The sequence below is a fragment of the Erythrobacter donghaensis genome (assembly GCF_001557325.1).
GTDB classification, from domain to species: domain Bacteria; phylum Pseudomonadota; class Alphaproteobacteria; order Sphingomonadales; family Sphingomonadaceae; genus Erythrobacter; species Erythrobacter donghaensis_B.
This window is the reverse complement of record NZ_LSJS01000312.1, coordinates 1-1,036: the sequence shown is the minus strand read 5'-3', so window position 1 is coordinate 1,036 and position 1,036 is coordinate 1. Positions and strand designations below refer to the sequence as shown.

The 1,036-nt window shown below is 65.1% G+C and carries 1 protein-coding gene and 1 pseudogene; both read left to right on the top strand.

The window, feature by feature from the left end:
* Positions 1–691, top strand: a 691-nt coding sequence (locus AX692_RS18125; protein WP_073977808.1) for a type-F conjugative transfer system secretin TraK, incomplete at its 5' end; no start/stop codon positions are given.
* Positions 684–1,036 (top strand): annotated as a pseudogene (locus AX692_RS18120) (conjugal transfer protein TraB); the annotation flags it as partial. The gene AX692_RS18125 and the pseudogene AX692_RS18120, both read left to right, overlap by 8 nt.

The following is a 1,036-nucleotide window of genomic DNA, read 5'->3' as shown; positions in this document are numbered from 1 at the left end:
AGCATCCCCCGCTCATGCCGCCGACCAGTTCAAGCAAACGGCTGACGGCGCCGGAATCGAGTGCAGCGTTTCAGCGCGCGAGCTGACCCGCTTCGCATTGGTCGACGACCAGTTCGCCAGCGTCTCCAAGATCTCGACCGGCACGCCCTACAACGACTTTGCAGTGACCAACGAGCCGGTGCGCGGCGACATCTATGTCTCGGTGCCGGAAACTTACGCGGCGCGGTCGATCAGCTTCTTCACCACCACCAAGAAGGGCTTCGTCTACAAGGTGGCGTGCCGGGTTGAGCAAATTCCGGCGACCCAGGTCTTCATCACCAACCCCGTCATCGCGAAGAACCGGGCGGCGGATTGGGAAAGCCAGACCCCGATCGAGACCAGCGCCGTCAGGCTCATCCAGGCGATGGCCAATGACCGGACGGTCGACGGTTTCGAGGTCCGCCAATCGACTGCCATACCCGCACGGGTCGGCGATCTCGAAGTCCAGCTCATCGCTGATTATCGCGGCGCCAGCCTCACTGGGAAGGTCGTCCGCATCCACAATCGCGGAACGAAACCCGTGACGCTCGCCGAACGCGATCTCGCACCGCGCGACACGCTCGCCGTCTCGATCGCCGAGCCAAAGCTCGAACCCGGGGCCAGCACCACGGCCTTTGTTGTCGGCGCAAGCGGGGAGACCGGCAATGACTGATGCAACCCATACGCCAAGCACTGCCCCTTTGCAGGCCGAGAGCGCGGCATCGTCCGAACTTTCCGGGCTCAACGCCCGCACCGCGCGCCGTCAGAAGCTGCTGCTGGGGTCGCTGGGAGCACTCGCCCTCATCGGCGGAAGCTGGTTCATCCTTGGCGGCGACGACAAGGCCAAGACCGGCGATCCCAATGCGGCGCAGACGATCGACACGGCAGGCCTGGTCAACCGCGACCTGTCCCAGCGCGAGTTCGTCGCGACCTACGGCAACAGGCTCGATGCGGTCACCCGCGAGCAGAAGGCGCTGAAGGATGGGAGCGTCCCGCGGACGGAGATCGAGGCGCAGCT